The organism is Pseudomonas brassicacearum, assembly GCF_918698105.1.
GTDB classification, from domain to species: Bacteria; Pseudomonadota; Gammaproteobacteria; order Pseudomonadales; family Pseudomonadaceae; genus Aquipseudomonas; species Aquipseudomonas brassicacearum_F.
Genome location: NZ_CAKKMI010000003.1, coordinates 16,821 through 33,310, shown reverse-complemented (window position 1 = coordinate 33,310; position 16,490 = coordinate 16,821). Strand labels below are relative to the sequence as shown.

The window sequence follows — 16,490 nt, the reverse complement described above, 5'->3', positions numbered from 1 at the left end:
GCGTTCACCGCTTACCCAGCGGCGCATCAAGGGGAATATCGAGGATAAACGTTGCGCCCTGTCCGGCCCCGTCGCTGTGCACGGTCAAGCTGCCACCCATCTCCTGCGCGGCCAGCGCGCAGCTGTGCAGGCCAAAACCGTGACCGTCCTTGCGCGTGGTGAAGCCATGGGAAAAGATTCGCGCCAAATGCTCAGGCGCAATCCCATTGCCGTTGTCGGCCACCGTGATACGCAATACTGCCCCGTCAGCGAGGGACGCGCTGAACGTGACGCATCGGCTGCGATCGATCACGCCGTCCAACGCCTGCTTGGCATTGTTGATCAGGTTCACCAGAATCAGCAGCATCCGGTGCCGGTCCAGGGGAAGCAGGGGCAAGTCGTCAATGTGCTTGACCACCGTCACCGCCTGGCGCGACAGTAATCCAGCACTCATGCGCAAGGCATCGTCGATCAACTCTGCGACCGGCACGGTCTCGACAATACTGACGGCAACGGCATAGGACTGCTGGGCAGCGACAATGGTCTTGATGTGGTCAATGCCCTTGGTGAGTTGCCCGAGCTCTTCAATGATGCCCTGTTGCTCCGCCGTCACCACTTTCGCCAGTTTGAGCAGGTAGTCGGGCAGCATCTTTCCTTTGTGGTCTCGGGTGAGAAAATCGCTCAGGTCATTGACGTGTTCGCTCAGCAGTTGCGCCACCTTGCCCAACCCCTGGGCCTTGGAGGTGCGCATCTGGCTGCTGACCAGTTCTGCCGATACGTTCACGCTGTTGAGGACGTTGCCGACGTTGTGCAACACAGTCGTGGCGATTTCGGCCATGCCCGCCTGACGGGACTTTGCATGCAGTTCGGTTTGCACCTGGCTCATGCGCAGCGCCGCCCGTACACGAGCCTTGAGCTCCAGCGGCGAGAAGGGTTTGGCGATATAGTCATCGGCGCCACTCTCCAGCCCGGAGACGCAGGCCTCGCTGCCGCCGCGGGCGGTCACCAGGATCACGGGCAAATGGGCAAAACCGGCGCTGGCTTTGATCCTGGCTGTCAGGCCGAAGCCGTCGAGCTCCGGCATCATCACATCCGAGACGACGACATCGATGGGGCGACGCTGTAGAAGTGCCCAGGCCTGCTCTCCATCCACTGCGGTGGCGACGATGTAGTCGTCGTGCAACAGTTCGCTGAGATAGCTCAGCATTTCCGGGCTGTCGTCTACTACCAGTACTTTGGATCGCAAGGCGTCTTCGGGGTGCTGCTCGTCGTCTGCGCCTTGCGCCGAAGCTCGGTCGTTGCGACTGCCTTGGCGGCCGTCGTCGAAACGCAGGTGGCGCTGCTCGGATGTGCTCGTGGTACTCGCTGACGACCGCTCCTGCATACTGCTGGCTTCGGTTGGCACGGTGTTTGGCTCAACCCCCAGCGGAAGTCGAACAAAGAAACACGAGCCCTGTCCGGGCTCGCTGTTGACGCCGACTTCGCCCCCCATCAGTTCGACCAGATCCTTGACCAGGGCGAGGCCGATGCCGGTGCCGCTGTAGTGGCGCGTGGCGGAATTGTCGATCTGGGAAAAACGCTGGAACAGCAACGGTAGTTTGTCAGGCGCAATGCCAATCCCCGAGTCTTGCACCGCAAGTTCAAATCGCTCGCCATCAAGCGCAGTCACTGCCAGGTGCACGGTGCCGCCAGCGGGCGTGAACTTGATCGCGTTGCTCACCAGGTTGAGGAGAATCTTCTCGAAGTGCCGGGGGTCCAGGAACACCCTGCCGAGCGCGGGATCGATGCTGCAGGTCAAGGTGCAGCCTTTGCCCTCGGCCACCATGGCGGCATCCTCGGCCAGCACACCCACCGCCTCGTTCAAGTCAATGGGCGCCGGACACAACTCGAACTTGCCCGCTTCGGCCTTGGAGAAATCGAGGATGTCGTTCACCCGGTTCATCAAGCGCAGCGCGTTGCGTTGGGCGCGGTCGATTTGCACCCGCCAGTCCGCCGGCGGGGTGGTCGCCGCCGAGAGCTGCTCCAGGGGCGCGAGAATGAGGGTCAAGGGGGTGCGCAGTTCGTGACTGACCGTGGCCACGAAATCGCTCTTCGCCTGGTTAGCCGTCTCGGCCTGGTTGCGCGCCTGAATGAGTTCGATGGCCTGCGCCTCCAGCACCTCGGTCTGCTGGTGCAGCGTGTCGGTCCGCTCGGCGACCATTCTCTCCAAAGAGGCCTGGACTTGCTGTCGTTCGGCTTCGGCCTCGGCCTCCAGCACCTGGATGCGCAAGGCATTCTCCTGGAACACCCGCACGGCGCGGGTCATGATTCCAATCTCGTCGCCGCGTTCGGCGCTGGCAATCTTGGCGTTGAGGTCGCCGGCCGCAAGCCGGCGCATGACCGAGGCCAGGGCCACGATGGGCTGCGCGACAAATCGCGACGTGCTCCAGGCTATGGCGCCGGCCAGGAGGATGGCGACGGCACCCGCAACGATCGTCGCAAGCATGCCGCGATCATTGTGGACCAAGGCGTCGGAACGCGCCTGGCCAGCGAAGCGCGCCACCAACAGGCCGGCGCTCCGTGCCTCGTTGCGAACCTGGTCGCGCGCGCCGCTCAAGGCGTTGCTCGCCTGATGGAACCTGGCGAATGCCGCCCGGTAACCGGCAATCTGATCGCTGACCGTCAGGGGCGTAGCCTTGGCTTGCAGCCCCACCGACGAAGGGAGGACGCGCGCGAGACGGGAGAGCTCGTCCAGGATCTCGCCGACCGAGCCGGCGACCTCGGCCGACGGTGACAGGCGAAACGACAAGGTCTGCGCCTCCAGGGTGGCCACACGCTCGGCGAAACGCTTGGACAACGCGGCGGCGTTGTACAGCAAACCGGTTGCGGCCTGAATGTCGTTTGCGTCACGGGAAACTTGCTCGCCCACTTCACCCAACATGACATCGAGGCGCTCGATTACATCCCCGACGGCGGCGAGATGCCGCAAAGCCTCGTCTCCCTGCAGCTTGGGCGCCTCGCCGAGGTGCTCGACCGCCAGGCCGGCAGCAGCGACCGTCGCCGCCAACTGCTCCAGAGCCTCTCGCTCCTGCGGCGCCTCCATTAACTCGCGCAATTGCTCGATCACCGGCGGGAGTGCCGCACAGGCGTTGCGCGCCGCGGTGGCGGCCGCCCTATCACCGGTCACCAGCGTCTTGGCCACATTGGCGATGATGATCCGTTCGCCGTCGCGCAGGATATCCAGAATGCGATGCGCACTTTCGATGTTGCTTACCCGCGCCTCATGCTCAGCGGCGCGGGCATCAATCCCTTTCAGCCCATCGGCGATGCCCTGTTCGATGAGGATCGTCGCCTCTCGCATCCGTCCGTAGTGGGCGGTCATGTTCTCCGTTTCGCCATCCATGGTCAGGGTCGCCGCCCGCAAGGCGGCGATTGCCGCGGCGAGCCGTTCCAGACTGCCCTTGAGCGATTGCGCCTCTACCACCGCAATGGCGGAGAGGCCGGCGATAGCCGTCGCCACCATGCCTTCGGCCTGGGACAGGCTTTCCTGGTCGCGGGTGGCGATGAAGTTTTCCACCCGCCCGGTGGCCCCGTTGACCGAGGCCAGAATTTCCGCGGAATGGCTGGCGGAATCCACCGCACGGACCATGCCTCGCAGGCCATAGAGGTTCACCAGCGATACCACCAGCATCAGGAACACCAGCGCGGCGACTGCCAGGCCAATCCTGACGGCAATCGGCCTGTCAGTGGAGAGCTTGGATGTCAACATGGCGCCTCGCCCCCTCGCTCCACGCCTGCCACTACGGCTTCGTCACCTCCGGCAAAGGCGTCGGCGGCGCCGTATTGCTGATGGCCGCGTCGATCATCGTCGCCACGGAAGCCTGGCTGTAGGAAGGATTGGCAGCGCCGCCCACCGGCATCGTGGCGAGCCAGGTGTCCAGGTCTTTCGCATCGATGCGTACCAGCGGCACCTCGACGAACTTCGGCACCTGCTTGCCCGCCAGAATCTGCTGGGCCACCCAGAAACCCACCTGGGAAACGCTCGGGGACGCGGAGACAGAAACGGTCTCATAGCCATTGGCATCGCGCTCCTGTTTCCACAGGGCGAGTTCATCCTGGCGGTTGCCCATCACGATGATCGGCAAAGGACGTCCCGCCGCCTTGAACGCCATGGCCGCGCCATAACCGTCACCGCCCTGAGTCGCGACGGCATCAATGCTGGGCAGCGACGGCAGCGCCAGCGCCACCTCCTTGCGTGCGACGGAAGCCGTCCAGTTTCCGTAGACGGTCTTGGCGAACTTCAGGCCCGGATAGTCGCCGGCGGCCTTGCGGATGCCGTCGCTGATGTTTTTATCGGTGGCATCGCCGGCAATGCCGCGGATCTCCAGCAGCGTCCCGTTGCCCTTGAGGCGTTCGGCGATGTAATCCATTTCCACGCGGCCCATGGCGGCCCAGTTGTAGTCCACGGTGTAGACGCAGGGTTCGGTGACCAGGCTGGCCATGACGACCACCACGATGCCGGCGTTGCAGGCATCGCGGATCACCCCGTTGAGGGCCGTGTCGGATGCGGCCAGGATGACGATGGCGTTGACACCGTTGACGACCATTTCCTGGATATGGGCCGCTTGTTCGGATGCCGAGTTATTGGCGCTGACCACCGGCGCCTCGCGGATCAAGCCATCCTTTTGCGCCTGGGCCGCAATCTCCTGCCAGTTGCGCACCATCACCTTGCGGAAATCGCTGCCCGCGTAGGAGTTGCTGAAGGCAATGCTATAGCTTGCGGTAGGGCCGCCGGCGATGCCCGCATCGGCAGCTTGGACTGGAAGGGTGGCAACCAGCGCCAGCCCGGTCACGCAGCCGACCAAGCGCCACAAGATTCGGCGGGTGATCGAAACACGCCGATCGACACGCGTTACTAGCCTGCGTATCCGGCCACTCCAATCATAGAACCGGGCATGAAGAACCGGACACATACAGACTCCTTTCCTTGGTGGACGACAAGTGAAACCAGTACATTGCCTGCAGTGGCAATGAGCATAGTCTCAACGTGCCCGCTTCGCGCGGCCATGGAAGGATTTCGGCCAACTGATGGCGAGCGCGGCATCAACCCTGCGGGTAGCCGGTGCTCAGAGCTGCTCGATCGTAACAATGGTTTTTAAGGAAACCGCCTTAGTCAGCCAGACTTCGCGCCTGAAGCGTTGCCTGACGGGCCCGCAAGATCGCTATCGACAAAAAGTCCGACCACGTGCCGGTTATTTCGCTGCCCTACTCTGCTTTTCACGAAATATTGACAGTACGAAGCACAGATTGAACGAACAAAAGGATTTGACCCCATACAGAAAGCCCGTCATGCGCGGGCTTTTTGTTTGTCAGGCATTCGCGCTGCCGATCGCCCCAGTACGTTAGTCAATCGCTCCATGACCCCCTTTGCGCTCAACATCACCAAGCGTCCGTGATTGGCCGGACGCGGGACCTGATATCACCCACACAACGCTTGATTAAGCCGTCGATACGCCACCACTAGTTGTTCCAGATTGAACGCCAGATTACGTCCGCTCGGGTTCGGCAGGATCCACACTGCCGCGCCAGCAAACGTCTCTGCCTGAAGTCCCCATTGCAGCTGTTTGCGCCCGGACAATCCGGCATATGCGGCTTTACCAAGAAACGCCACGTAGCGAGGCGCACGGCAGGCGATCTTCTGCTCGAAGGCGACAGCGACAGCGCGAAATTCATCCGCCGACAACTGATCCGCCCGCGCTGTTGGCCGCTGGACTACCGCAGTCAATCCACAGCCGTATTGCAGCAGCGAGCGATCGTTTTCCGGTCGCACCTCGTGTGGGGTAAACCCGGCCAGATGCAATGCGCGCCAGAAACGATTGCCCCGCCCGGCAAAGTGATAACCCTGGGCGGCGGCCAGCAGTCCAGGATTGATCCCGCAGAAAACCACTGCCAGCCCTTCTGCCAGAATGTCCTCGAGTCCCTCCCCCATCTACTCCCCACGGCCGCAGATAACACGCACGGCATGGCGTGCCTGCGCACTCAGTTCCTCGCGGGATTTGCCGGCGCGGGCGCGGATCGAAATGCTGTGTAGCAACGACGACGCCAGTACGGCCAACGCTTGGGCGTCAACATTGCCTGGCAGCTCGCCGGAGTCGACGGCCTTGCGCAAACGCGCCTCCAGATCAGCATCCAGCTCACTGAGGCGCAACGACAGCACGTCGCGGATCTGCGGATCCTCCACCGCTTCGGTGGTCGCCGTTCCAATTGCAAAACAGCCACGAGGCTGGCCGCCGCCGGAAAAATAAATCGCCAATTGCCCCTCATAGAAAGCGTTCAGCGCTTGCTCCAGCGTCAGGTTGCTGTCGTTCAGCGCGGCCTGCATCGCGGCGTGGGCGGTTGCCCAATACTGGTCGAGCGCCTTGATGTACAGCGCGTGTTTATCACCGAACGCGGCATAAAGGCTCGGCCGGTTCATTCCGGCGGCACTGGCGATGCTGTCCAGCGAGGCCGCCGAATAACCGGTGTTCCAGAACACTCCGAGCGCCTGATTCAGTGCGGTATGCGGATCGTAGGCGCGGGGGCGGCCGCGGCCTTTTCCATCGGTCGGTTTATTTTGTGCCATGTCGTACAAATTCCTTGCAGGAAACGTTAGTCGCTCATATTCTTACACCATCGCACAAAATTAAGGAACCACAAATTCCTTGATACGCAGGTTGGTCGTAGCGGAGCTCGAACCGAGTCCGACGACGACGAAAACAACGGCAGCGGAGCCACCCTCCCCACCGCACACGGGTTTGATTACTCACGGCAAAGAATGACGTCGGGGCCCTGGCGCTTGCGCGCAGGTCGGCCTGATTTCCCGGTTACAGGTGGATTCGATCATGACTAAGCAATTCGATCTTTCGGCAACAAACACCCTGCAACATCCAAGTGCTGACCTGGCGGATGCGCCACCACAAAAGCCGCTCAGGCAAACACTGCGCCCGCTGCTCATGGCCGGTATTCCGGCGCTGTTTGCGGCGCTGGGCTACGGCTATTACCTGGTCAACGAACCCTTCGTTTCTACCGACAACGCCTACGCCAGGGTGGCCAAGGCCTCGATCAATGCGCGAATTTCCGGGCAAGTGGTCGAGGTCGCGGTACAAGACAACCAACTGGTGCACAAGGGCCAGGTGCTGTTCCGCATCGATCCGGCGCCGTTGCAGATCGCCGTCGACCGTGCCGATGCCCAACTGGCCAATGCCCGGTTGCGTATCGACGGGCTCAAGGCGAGCTATCGCCAGCAACAGGCGGAGCTGCAATCGGCCAGGGCCTCGGCGAACTACGACCAGAAGGAGTTCGCCCGCAAGAAAGCCCTGATAGCCACCGACTTCGTCTCGCGGGCCATCTACGAGCGGGCGGAAACCGACCTGAAAGTCTCCAACCAGCGCATCGCCTCGATCGAACAACAGATCGCCAGCACCGTGGTCGCGCTGAACGGCAACCCGGACATCGCCATCGACAGCCATCCCACCGTGCGCGAAGCCAAGGCTCAGCTCGATGAGGCGCGACTGTACCTGTCCTATGCAACCGTCACCGCGCCGGACGACGGCATCGTCGCAAAAGTCGATGACCTTCAGGTCGGCAATTACCTCAATAGCGGAGCACCGGCCTTTGCGCTGATTTCCGATCATGAGATCTGGGTCGAGGCCAACTTTCGCGAGACGCAAGTCACTCACATGCGTCCCGGGCAGACCGCGACCATTTCCATCGATACCTACCCGGATCGCCAGTTCAAAGCCCACATCACCAGCATGAGCCCCGGCGCGGGTTCGGACTTCGCCCTGCTGCCACCGGAGAACGCCACCGGCAACTGGGTGAAAGTCGTGCAGCGGGTGCCGGTACGGTTGGAACTGGACAACATCGATCCGGGCCTGGCGCTGTTCTCCGGCACCAGCGCCACCGTCAAGGTCGATACCGGACACCGCACGCCCTGGTGGTATCCACTCAAGTCGTTGCTGACCGCAGGTGACTCCTGATGAACGCCCCCGCTTATGCAGCAGCCAATGCCCGCGCCCTGCGTTGCGTCGCCTTGCTTGCGACCTACATGCAATCGGCCAACCTGCCGCTGCCCAACGCGGCGCTGCGGCTGATTCAGGGCAGCCTATCGATGACCGACGACCAGGCCGGGTGGATTTTCACCGCGTACCTCGCCGCCAGCGCCATCACCACGCCGCTCGCACAGTGGCTGGCCAGCCGCTTTGGCTTGAAGCTTGTCTATCAGACTGCGCTCGCCGCGTTCGCTCTCGGCCTGTGGCTCAGCACCTTGGCCGACACGCCGCTGGCATTCATCGCCGCGCGCGTCCTGCAAGGCCTGGCCGCCGGCGTGTTGGCGCCGCTGTCGATGGCCATTGCCATGGAGACGCTGCCCACCGAACGCCGCCCGGCTTTTGGCCCAAAATGGACCGCGCTGGTGTTACTGGGCATCGTCAGCGGTCCGAGCATCGGTGGTGTGATCTGCGAGTACTTCGACTGGCGGCCGATGTTTTACCTCAGCCTGCCGCTGGTCGCGTACATCTTCATGGTAATCACGTTGCTGCTCGCCGAGAAAAAAGCCGCGCAGCGACCGTCGTTCGATTTCTTCGGTTTCGGCAGCTTCACCCTGGGCATGATTGGCCTGCAAATGCTCCTCGATCGTGGCGAACGGCTGGACTGGTTCGACTCGCCGGAGATCTGGATCGAAGCGCTGGCCTGTGCGCTCGGGCTGTACCTGTTCGTGGCGCATGTATTGACGCGCCAGGCGCATTTCATCGACAAGGGTTTGCTCGTCGACCGTAATTTCATGTGCTCGACCGCGATTTTCTTCGCCCTCGGCTTCGTGCTGCTGTCGACCATGGCGCTGACCTCGCCAATGCTCGACGAAATCCTCGGTTACCCACCGGACACCACCGGGTTGCTGACCATCCCGCGCGGCATCGGCCTGGTCGGCGCGTTCCTGCTGATGGGCCGGGCGCCGGCGCGGATCGATCCTCGGTTGTACGTGGCCTTCGGCATTGTGCTGGTGGTGTACGCCAACGGGCTGATGCTCGGCTACTCGCCATTGATGGACTGGACGCCCGTGGCGGTCAGCGGATTCATCCAGGGCATCGGCCTGGGGATCATGATGCCGGCCCTGAGCAACGTCGCCTTCAGCACCATTGACCCGCAGCTGCGTGCGCAGGCCACGGGAGTCTTCAACCTGATGCGCGTCTACGGCAGCACCCTCGGTGTGGCGGTGGTGCAGATCTACTTCTTCAACAACACACAGGCGATGCATTTGGCACTGGCCAGTCAGTTGACCCCGTATCGCGTTTCGCTGCCGGCCTCCCTGCCTGCGCTCGAAGGCGTGAACCACCTGATCACCCATCAAGCGGCGTTCATCGCGGTCATGGGCCAGTTCAAGATTTTGTTGCTGGTGATGCTGTTTGTGAGTCCGCTGGTGCTGTTCATGCGCAAGCCCGCTGCGGCCAACTAATTTTCGTGGAGCCTGGAAAATGAAATCGTATGCACACTTCATCCTTGAGCAATCACTGCCAACGAAAATCACCCTGCTGGCTGCTCTGGTCACACTCGCGGCATGCACCGTTGGCCCTGACTTTCAACGGCCCGACGTCCGCTTGACGCAACATTACGATCTGCAGGCCGAGCAGCCACAGGCCACTGCGAGTGCTCAACGTTTCGAGATGGGCAAACGCCTCGATGGTGAATGGTGGTCCGCGTTCCGCTCGCCGAAACTCGATCAAGTGATGCGCCGCGCCATCGAGGGCAATCTTGAACTGGCCGCGGTCGACGCCACGATTCGCCAAGCCGCATCCTCGGTGGCAGCCGCTGAAGGGGCGTTGTATCCGCAGGTCGACTTCGGTGCCCAGGCCGGACGCCAACGTACGCACAACGGGTCAGAACCGAGCGTGGCGAACTTCTACGCCATCGGCCCGCGAGTCGCGTTCGATCTGGATGCGTTTGGTGGCAACAAGCGGTTGGTCGAGCAGCAGCAAGCGCTGGCTGACCTGCAAACCCATCGCTACGAAGCTGCCTATCTGACGCTGACCGGAGATGTCGCTAGCCAGGCGCTACTACTCGCCGGCGCTAACGCGCAGATCCAGGCGGTGGAATCATTGCTGGCCAACGACAGGAAAAACCTCGACCTTATCCGCCGTGCGCATCAGAGCGGCAGCACCACCCAGGTTGACGTCTCGCTGGCCGAAACTCGTCTTGCCCAGGATCGCACCTTGTTACCGCCCCTTGCCCAGCAGCGCGATGCGGCTCGTCATGCATTGTCGATTCTGGCCGGCAAAGGCCCCGCGGACTGGATCGCCCCAAACTTCAGCCTCGATGACTTCACCTTGCCGCAGAGCATTGCGGTCAGCCTGCCGTCGGAGATGGCCCACACCCGGCCGGACGTACTGCAAGCCGAGTCGGAGCTGCACATTGCCAGCGCTGCCGTGGGGGTCGCCACCGCCAACCTGTACCCGCATGTCGAGCTGTCCGCTTCGTTGGCACAAGCCGCATCCGGCAATGGCGGTGCTGCACTCTGGGGATTCGCCGCGGGGCTGACCGCGCCACTCTTCAATGGCGGCACGCTCAAAGCAGAACGTCAGGCCGCCGTTGACGGCTACAACGCCGCCCTCGCCCGCTACCAAAAAACGCTGATTCAGTCTTTCGGCCAGGTCGCGGACACCTTGCAGGCGATCAACCACGGCGCCGAGCAAAACCAGGCCCAGGACGATGCCTTGCGCGCCGCCAACAGCAGTTTGCGGCTGAACCAACAGGCCTACGCGCAAGGCGAAACCAGCGTACTGCAAGTGCTCGAAGCCGAGCGCGCCTATCAGCAGGCCGCACTTGGCCAGATCCAGGCCCGGACTGCGCGCTACCTCGATAACGTGCATCTGTTCGTCGCACTCGGCGGTCACTCGGTGGGCGTGTTCGAGCAACAGGTCACCGCCCGCGAAGCTGCGAAATCCCCAGCCCAACAAACGCTGTAACGACGGAGAAAAAAGTCATGACCTACGAAGCCTTCCACGACGAACTGCGCGACACCCGTTTGCCGCTGAACAATGGCGCTGGCGCAATGCCGGCGGTGGGATTCGGCACGCTGTTGCGCGACCTGAGCACCACCACCGAAGCGGTCAAATGCGCACTGGAAGTCGGCTTTCGTCATTTCGACTGCGCCGAACGCTATCGCAATGAAGAGCAGATCGGCGTTGCCTTCCAGCAGGTGTTCGCTGCCGGCCGAATCCATCGCGAAGACGTGTTCGTCACCACCAAACTGTGGAACACCAACCACCGCCCCGAGCGAGTCAGAGCCGCCTTCGAAGCGAGCTGCCGGCGCCTTCAAGTCGACTACATTGACTGCTACCTGATCCACACGCCGTTCGCCTTCCAGCCCGGTGACGATCAGGACCCTCGCGACGCGTTCGGGCATGTGATCTACGACGGCGAAGTGAAGCTGATCGAGACCTGGCGCGCGCTGGAAAACCTGGTGGATGAAGGCCGCTGCAAGTCCATCGGTCTCTCGGACATCACACTCGGCGCCCTCAAGGAAATCGTTGCCGTCGCGCGGATCAAACCCGCTGTGGTGCAGATCGAATCGCATCCTTACTTGCCGGAATGGGAGCTGCTGGCGTTCTGCAGACAGCACGGCATCATCGTCCTCGCCTTCGCCCCGCTGGGCCATGGCATGCAGCCGAATCTGCTGGAAGATACGGTCATCACCGGCATCGCCAAACGCATTCAGAAGACCCCAGCGCAAGTCCTACTGGCCTGGGCGGCGCAGCGCGGCACCGCGTTCCTCACCACCTCGGCGACGCCTGGGCACATTCAGGAAAACTTCGACATCAGCACCCTGCCGCAACGCGCAATGCAGGAGATCAAGGATGAAATCACCACACGGATTCGCTTCAACTCCGTGGTGGAGACTGGAGTGCCGGGGTTTATTGCGCGCAAGAACTGACACTCGTTAGAGGGGCTGCCTCCCCGGGCGGCCGCCACTTCATTTTTCCAGCGAATACCCGTGAGCCCCCGATGGACGTCTTCCAGAGCATGCGTTTTTTCATCGCCGTCGCCCAAAATGGCAGCTTCACCGCCGCCGCGCAGTCGCTGGACACCACCACAACCAACGTCTCGAAAGCCATCACAGCCCTCGAAGCCCGGCTGCATACACGCCTGATCAACCGCACCACCCGACGCCTCGCCCTGACCGAAGCCGGCATGCGCTATCTGGAGCGTTGCGAAAAGATCATCGACGACCTGCGCGATGCCGACGAAGAAGCCGGCACCGCCCAGACCTTGCCCGTCGGCCGCCTGAAAATCCACACCATGTCGGCCATCGGCAACCACTACGTCATCGCCGCCATCGCACGCTACCGCGAGATCCATCCCAGGGTGATGTTCGACCTGACCCTGAGCAACCGCATCCCGGATCTGCTCGAAGAAGGCTTCGACATGTCCATCGTCCTGGCTCGCGACCTGCCCGACTCCGGCTTCGTTGCCCAACGGCTGGGCATTACCTATAGCGTGCTGTGCGCCTCGCCGGCCTACCTGGAAAAACACGGAACGCCCGGCACCCCCGCCGCCCTTGGCGAACACGAGTGCCTGCGCATCGTCAACACGGTGATGCCAATGGATAACTGGACGTTGGAGGGGCCCGAGGGCATGCAAACCATCACCATTCCCGAGTCACCCTTGCACATCAACACCGCCGACGGCATGACCATCGCGATCAAGAAAGGCATGGGGATTGGCATACAGCCGATTGCATCGGCGGTGGATGGCCTGAGGGCAGGAACGCTGCTGCGGGTCTTGCCGGAATATCGGCTGGAAGAATTGAACCTGTTCGCGATCTACCCGTCGCGCAAATTCGTCGATGCGAAAATCAAAACCTGGGTGGAATTTCTCAAGCAATCGATCCCAGAGCTGCTGGCATCGGATGAAGACATCGTCGGATCAAAAAACTGAGCACAGCCGCATGGAGTGTCGACCCTCCGTCGCCTGCACCGGATTCAATTGGAGCAGCCGGTGCCCATCACCTGATACTGCAGAACATGGCGCTCGCCGTAGGAGTCTTCATAGGTCATCTGAACAGGTACTGGCGCGCACTCGCTGGCCGGTTCGGTGATGAAGATGACGTGCTTGATGTCCAGCTTGGTTGCGTAGGCGTAGGTTTCGACTGGGATGTTTTTTGACTCGATGCTGTCCGCCGCATAGGCGTTGGCGCCGAGGCTGCCGAGGAATAAAAGCAGGGCTGTCTTTCTGAAGGTCATGATGTTCACCGTCTCGTTGGGGGAGCCGCGGAGCGCGATTGCTGGCGGCTTGTGGACGATGTTAGGGGGAGCGGGATGAAGGAAAAATTGGGGGGTTGGACAAAGACTGTTGCCGGAATTTGTATGAATCGCGGGTGTCGTCAGCCAAGTTTCGTTAGACCGCTGGTATAGATCGATCGCAAAAAAGCGGCAGCGCCGCAACCCCGTCTCTGCCTATAAAACCAGTCCGGGGCGCATGCCATAAGTCTCAGTCGAGCGAGAGGGCCTTAACCCTTCCTCCAAATCGATAATCGCCGCTTTTTTCCTTCGGTCGCTCCAAATCCCTGGCCTCCTCCCGTGTCTTGGTCGGGGTGATGAGAACGTGACACCGCTCCTCCAGATAACGTTGCCGGCCGATTTCGGTCTGCAGGTCATAGCCCAAAACTGGCGGTGAAAAGTAAAGATGCTTGGCGAGGATCGATTGCTTGCTGATGACGTCAGCCGGGTTACGCCAGTTGCCTCCTTCCCTGAGTTTCAGTCGAGACTGTTTTGACTGTCGATGCTGAATCAGCCTCTTGCGAAGATTAACGCTGATGCCGACCTTCAGCAGTTCGCCGACGTCAGTGATGATTTGATAAAGGCCCGGGGTTGTGGGCACAGCTGTTTCGATATCAGAGAAGCGAACTCCAGGATGTTGGTGGGTCACGATTTAGCTCCTTGCGCAAGGATAGCGACACCAGGGCCGACCCGCCCCGTAGCCGTTGAGTGCTTGATCAAACTGCTGTATGGATGAAGCGCACCACCAGGAACGCGGTCATCCAAGAAAAGACCGCAACACATCCGAGCCCGGCGCGAGAAGCGAAGAACAGCCCGTCACAATGCAGTCGACGTTTAGCAAGATTGATCACCTTTGATCCACGAACGAAGCTTGTCCAACGTAGGCGCCTTGACCCCGATCGAACTCCAGCCCTTGAGGGTGTATAGCTTTATCTCAGCGATGCCCCCGGGGGTAGGTTCGATATTGATGATCGCCAAACTGAGCCTCACGCCTTGGGCGACCATACGCTGGGTGATCTGCCCGCTACCGAGTTCTGAATCGAACTCGCTTTCTGTGGTGACCGGAGTTCCCAGCGGGGAATGCTCCAAACAAATTCGGCTTGCCTGACGGATGTTGCGGTACGCAGATTGGACTGTAACGTTCGCCTGGATCGACCCATCGTAACTGTCTGGATCAGACATGAGATTAGTGGGTGTATTTGTGCACCCCGCCAGCAGTATTCCAACGCTGATAGTCCATATGAGTTTCAAAACCTTGCTCCAATTTGTTGGCAGGATAAACATGCATGCAAGGTGATTCCGGTTTTCAGGGGTGTTTAAACTCAATGACCTACGGCGGGATGATGCCAACCTGCCTGTACATTTTTTGAGCGCCCGCTAAAACGCTGAGCCTACCTGGCATCGGCGTGGTTATCCACAGACATACTCACGGTTTTCTTGGATAACTGGATGTAATCAGAGGCACTTCTGTCGTAGTGAATCCAGGGATTCGACGGCGCTTGGACCCATCACCCCAAGTCAAAACATCCAGCCGGAAGATGACCGACCTCAGGCCTTGCATACAAATACCCCTGCATCAGCTCGATCCCCATGCCCAGAAGCGTCGAGCTTTCTTCACGGGTCTCGACACCTTCGGCGATGACCAGGATATCCAAGCGCCTGGCGACCAGGATGATGCCTTCGACGATCGCTTGTTTGACCGGATCTCGATCGATGCCTCGGGTCAGTGCCATGTCGATCTTCAGCACCTGCGGCTGGAACATGGCCAGCAGGTTGAGGCCCGAATAGCCCGCGCCAAAATCGTCGACGGCGGTAATGAAACCCTGGCGCTCGTACTCCACGAAAATCGATTTGAGGTGCTCAGGGTCTACTACCTTCTCGCCTTCGGTCACTTCGAACATGAGCCTTTCCGGCGGGAAATGGGTCAGGCGCGCCGCTTCCAGGGTGGCCCGGATACACGTCTCTGGCCGGTATACGGCGTTGGGCAGGAAATTAATACTCAGCAAGCAATCGGGAATCTCCAGCAGGCCCAGCCTTGCGGCTTCCTCAATCGCTTTGACCCGGCAAGCCTGGTCGAATCGGTAGCGGTTGTTGTCGTTCACGAGCCCCAGGATGTAGCCAGCCGATTCGCCATTGATACCTCTGACCAACGCCTCATAAGCAAACGCAGCGCGTGTCCGGACGTTGAAAATAGGTTGGAAGGCCATGGTGAAATCAAACCCCAACGCCTCATGGTTGCGGCATTCGGCGCAGCCGAGCGATTGGAACGGAGGGTGTTTCGTCATGATCAATATTCCGTGGCGGTCGTGATACATTCCTGCGGTTACAAGGAACTGTAGCCGACACCATCTGAGTCGGCGCGGGCCGAAGTTTCTGAAGCACTATCGGCCGGCCCCCCACCGCTCACCTTGATCGGTGCGACCTGTATCAGGCACTGCTGATCTCAAATGCTCAATGCAGCTTAACGGTAAGGACACATACATGAGCGCGCGAAAAATTTTAGTCACAGGTGCGGCGGGTCGGATTGGCACTGCTTTTTGGACCGCGCAAGCCGATCTATTGGATTTGCGTCTCGCTGATATCGATGTACGGAAATTTCCGAAATCCGCACACAGTTTCGCTCTTGATGTCAGGGATCAGTCAAGCTGCCTTGAGGCCTGCGAAGGCATCGACACCGTGATTCATCTAGCTGCTGACCCGAGTCCAGACGCTAACTTCATGACTTCCCTCCTGCCTGTAAATATTGTTGGCACCTACAACATGCTGTTCGCCGCGAAGGCACAAGGTTGCAGGCGGTTCATATTTGCGAGCAGTGCCCAAGCCATTGAGGGTTACCCGAAGGACGTCCAGGTACATGAACATATGTCGCTCAGGCCAGGAAATCTTTATGGGGTTAGCAAGGCATTTGGGGAGGCTCTCGCATCGATGTATGCAAACGATGGCCAAATGACAACCATTGCCGTCCGCATTGCAAACGTAGCCGAGTTTCATCCTGGAGAGACCCACAGCCACAGGGATGTAGCTGCGTTTATCAGCGAGAGGGATGTCGTAGCGTTACTTAGAAGTTGCGTGGATGCAGAGCTGAACGGGTTCCATGTGGTTCATGGCGTATCAGACAATAGATACAAGCGCCTTTCCATTGATAAGACCCGAGAAGTTGTTGGTTACGCCCCCATTGACGATGGATTCGAGATTTTAGAGGGACATGCCCTCCCCTGA

General features: G+C 60.6%; 13 protein-coding genes and 3 pseudogenes. 6 read left to right on the top strand and 10 right to left on the bottom strand.

Annotated features, from left to right (window positions below; translation table 11 throughout):
- Nucleotides 1–4: 4 nt before the first annotated feature.
- The 6 genes and pseudogenes from LQ215_RS29635 to LQ215_RS02015 form a co-directional block, all read right to left on the bottom strand.
- Nucleotides 5–346: pseudogene (locus LQ215_RS29635) on the bottom strand (ATP-binding protein); the annotation flags it as partial.
- Nucleotides 347–865: 519 nt separating this feature from the next.
- Nucleotides 866–1,201: pseudogene (locus tag LQ215_RS29630) on the bottom strand (response regulator transcription factor); the annotation flags it as partial.
- Nucleotides 1,202–1,414: 213 nt separating this feature from the next.
- Nucleotides 1,415–2,464 (bottom strand): annotated as a pseudogene (locus tag LQ215_RS29625) (sensor histidine kinase); the annotation flags it as partial.
- A 1,294-nt stretch (nt 2,465–3,758) separates the two neighbouring features.
- On the bottom strand, nt 3,759–4,931 hold the full coding sequence (locus tag LQ215_RS02025) for an ABC transporter substrate-binding protein (RefSeq protein ID WP_230147188.1): 1,173 nt from the start codon (nt 4,929–4,931) through the stop codon (nt 3,759–3,761).
- 506 nt (nt 4,932–5,437) lie between these two features.
- Nucleotides 5,438–5,947, bottom strand: a complete 510-nt coding sequence (gene mug / locus LQ215_RS02020; protein ID WP_230147187.1) for a G/U mismatch-specific DNA glycosylase — start codon at nt 5,945–5,947, stop codon at nt 5,438–5,440.
- Nucleotides 5,948–6,580: a TetR/AcrR family transcriptional regulator gene (locus LQ215_RS02015; protein WP_230147186.1), complete on the bottom strand. Its 633-nt coding sequence runs from the start codon at nt 6,578–6,580 to the stop codon at nt 5,948–5,950. It abuts the gene before it with no gap.
- Nucleotides 6,581–6,839: 259 nt separating this feature from the next.
- On the opposite strand from LQ215_RS02015, the gene LQ215_RS02010 reads away from it, so the two are divergent.
- The 5 genes from LQ215_RS02010 (at nt 6,840) to LQ215_RS01990 (ending at nt 12,930) form a co-directional block, all read left to right on the top strand.
- A complete protein-coding gene (locus LQ215_RS02010) occupies nt 6,840–7,976 on the top strand; it encodes an HlyD family secretion protein (protein WP_230147185.1) in 1,137 nt (378 codons plus the stop codon).
- A complete protein-coding gene (locus LQ215_RS02005) occupies nt 7,976–9,451 on the top strand; it encodes a DHA2 family efflux MFS transporter permease subunit (protein WP_230147184.1) in 1,476 nt (491 codons plus the stop codon). The genes LQ215_RS02010 and LQ215_RS02005 overlap by 1 nt, the downstream gene beginning before the upstream one ends.
- Nucleotides 9,452–9,470: 19 nt before the next feature.
- On the top strand, nt 9,471–10,958 hold the full coding sequence (locus LQ215_RS02000; RefSeq protein WP_230147183.1) for an efflux transporter outer membrane subunit: 1,488 nt from the start codon (nt 9,471–9,473) through the stop codon (nt 10,956–10,958).
- Between the two features lie 17 nt (nt 10,959–10,975).
- Entirely contained in the window at nt 10,976–11,926 is a 951-nt protein-coding gene (locus tag LQ215_RS01995) for an aldo/keto reductase (RefSeq protein ID WP_230147182.1), read from the top strand.
- Nucleotides 11,927–11,997: 71 nt separating this feature from the next.
- Entirely contained in the window at nt 11,998–12,930 is a 933-nt protein-coding gene (locus LQ215_RS01990; protein ID WP_230147181.1) for a LysR family transcriptional regulator, read from the top strand.
- 44 nt (nt 12,931–12,974) lie between these two features.
- Here the strand turns inward: LQ215_RS01990 and LQ215_RS01985 are convergent, their stop codons facing one another.
- The 4 genes from LQ215_RS01985 to LQ215_RS01970 all read right to left on the bottom strand — a co-directional run bounded on the left by LQ215_RS01985 (nt 12,975) and on the right by LQ215_RS01970 (nt 15,556).
- On the bottom strand, nt 12,975–13,235 hold the full coding sequence (locus tag LQ215_RS01985; protein WP_230147180.1) for a DUF2790 domain-containing protein: 261 nt from the start codon (nt 13,233–13,235) through the stop codon (nt 12,975–12,977).
- A gap of 247 nt (nt 13,236–13,482) precedes the next feature.
- Nucleotides 13,483–13,920, bottom strand: coding sequence for a hypothetical protein (locus LQ215_RS01980; protein WP_230147179.1), 438 nt, complete (start codon nt 13,918–13,920; stop codon nt 13,483–13,485).
- A 185-nt stretch (nt 13,921–14,105) separates the two neighbouring features.
- Nucleotides 14,106–14,555 carry a hypothetical protein gene (locus tag LQ215_RS01975; RefSeq protein ID WP_230147178.1) on the bottom strand — a complete coding sequence of 150 codons (450 nt, stop codon included), beginning with the start codon at nt 14,553–14,555 and terminating at the stop codon, nt 14,106–14,108.
- Nucleotides 14,556–14,779: 224 nt separating this feature from the next.
- Nucleotides 14,780–15,556 (bottom strand): EAL domain-containing protein, encoded by a 777-nt coding sequence (locus LQ215_RS01970; protein ID WP_230147276.1) that lies wholly within the window; start codon nt 15,554–15,556, stop codon nt 14,780–14,782.
- 196 nt (nt 15,557–15,752) lie between these two features.
- On the opposite strand from LQ215_RS01970, the gene LQ215_RS01965 reads away from it, so the two are divergent.
- Nucleotides 15,753–16,490 carry an NAD-dependent epimerase/dehydratase family protein gene (locus LQ215_RS01965; protein WP_230147177.1) on the top strand — a complete coding sequence of 246 codons (738 nt, stop codon included), beginning with the start codon at nt 15,753–15,755 and terminating at the stop codon, nt 16,488–16,490.